The sequence below is a fragment of the Skermanella sp. genome (assembly GCF_059503625.1).
The window spans coordinates 1-2,032 of sequence record NZ_JCACHA010000545.1; the positions used below are offsets into that span (position 1 = coordinate 1).

At 68.0% G+C, this 2,032-nt stretch carries 2 protein-coding genes; both read left to right on the top strand.

Translation table 11 applies throughout. The features are described from left to right. The first annotated feature begins 156 nt into the window (after positions 1 to 156). Positions 157 to 1,119: an ABC transporter permease gene (locus tag AC5JJ6_RS11585; RefSeq protein WP_496042176.1), complete on the top strand. Its 963-nt coding sequence runs from the start codon at positions 157 to 159 to the stop codon at positions 1,117 to 1,119. Then, on the top strand, positions 1,116 to 2,032 hold a 917-nt coding region (locus AC5JJ6_RS11590), incomplete at its 3' end, for an ABC transporter permease (RefSeq protein WP_496042177.1). The genes AC5JJ6_RS11585 and AC5JJ6_RS11590, both read left to right, overlap by 4 nt.

Sequence of the window (2,032 nt, forward strand, 5' to 3'; positions counted from 1 at the left end):
CTTCCTGTGGTACTCGACCGAGATGGAAGAACTGTTCCTCTGCGACCGGGTCTACGTCTTCCACCAGGGGCGCATCGTCGCCCATCTTCACCGGGGACAGATGACGGAAGCCGCCATTCTCCGCGCCTCCTACGCCGACGCATCCGGGGAGGTCGCATGACCGCCGCATCCCTGTCCACGCGCGGACCCGCCCGCTTCGATGCGGTGCGGCTTCTGCGCATGCTGCTGCCGGCGATAGCCCTGGCGCTGATGCTGGCGGTGATCTTCTCTCAGCAGCCGCGCGCCATGAGCTATGTCGGGCTGACCTTGCTGCTCAACCTCGCGGTGCCGGTGATCCTGGCGACGCTGTCGCAGCTCTGCATCATCGCGATCAACGACCTGGACCTGAGCATCGGCAGCTTCGTGGGATTGTGCGCCTGCATCGCTGCGACGCTGCTCAAGGACACGCCCCTGCTAGGCGTGGCGGCACTGGTCGCCGCCGTCGGCGTCTACGGTCTGGTCGGAGCGCTGATCCACTGGCGGGCGCTGCCGTCCATCGTCGTGACCCTGGGGCTGTCGTTCATCTGGATGGGGGTGGCCGTGCTGATCCTGCCGACCCCTGGAGGACGGGCGCCTGAGTTCCTGACCACCGTGATGAAGTGGAAGCCCGATTTTGTCCCGCTGCCGATCCTCTACGCCGTGATCCTGGGACTGGGGATGCACCTGCTGATGCGCTCCTCCCTCGGCACGATCCTGCGCGGAGCCGGCGGCAATCCCAAGGCGCTCGCCAATGCCGGCTGGTCGCTGCTGCGGGCACGCGTGACGCTGTACCTGATGGCGGGAACGCTGGGCGCCCTGTCGGGGCTGGCGCTGGTCGGGCTGACGACGTCGGGCGACGCCAACATGGCGCTCCGCTACACGCTGCTGTCTATCGCCGGAGTGATCCTGGGCGGCGGCGAGTTCACCGGCGGCAGGGTCAACCCGATCGGCGCCGTGCTCGGGGCCATGACGCTGACGCTTGCCGGCTCCTTCCTGACCTTCATGCACATACCGCCGGACTGGCAGATAGGAGCGCAGGGCGCGATCCTCATCATCGTGCTGGCGCTGCGCGCCGTGCTCAACCGGGCGGAGGAACGATGATCACCAACGACCTTCCCTCCCCCGCCGACGTGGCGTCGCCGCGCCGCCCCCTGGTGCTGCCGGTCTGGGTATGGCCGCTGCTGGCCGCCGCAGTCGTCCTCACCATGACGCTGATCTATTCCGGCGGTCGTGGTGCGGCGGATATCATGTCGGCGGCGGTGACGTTCTCCGCCCTGTTCGTCATCGTCGGGCTGGGGCAGATGCTGGTGATCACATCCGGTCCCGGCAACGTGGATCTGTCGATACCGGCGGCGATATCGCTGGCGGGCGCCATCGGCATGAAGGTGATGGACGGTTCGAACACGATGATCGTGGCGGGGCTGGCGGCAGCGCTCGGCGCCGCGATGGTGCTGGGCCTGGCGAACTACCTGCTGATCAGGCTGCTCCGGATTCCGCCGATCATCGCGACGCTGTCGAGCGCGCTGATCGTGCAGTCCATCGCCATCGCCTATGGGCGCGGGCTGAAGATCAAGCCGCCTCCGGCCTTTGCGGACTTCTGCACCGGCCGCACGCTCGGCATCTCAAACCTTGCACTGGTTGCGGCTGTTCTGACGGCGGTCGTGCTGCTGGTCCTTGCCCGTACCGTCTATGGCCGGACGCTGCTGGCGCTGGGGCAGAACCAGCGGGCGGCGCGGCTGGCCGGCACACCCGTATCGCGCGCCCGGCTGACGACCTCCGTCATCTCGGCCGGGTTCGCCGGGCTGTGCGGCGTGCTGCTGGCGGGGTTCTCGGGCGGGTCTTCCCTCAACATGGGGGAGGAATACCTGCTCGCCTCTATCGCGGTCACCGTGATCGGCGGCACCAGCGTCGCGGGAGGGCGTGCGGAGCCGCTCGGCATCTGGGGAGCGGCCCTGCTGCTGTTCCTGATCGTCACGATGCTGAACACCTTCGGCCTCAGCGCCGGAGTGCGCCT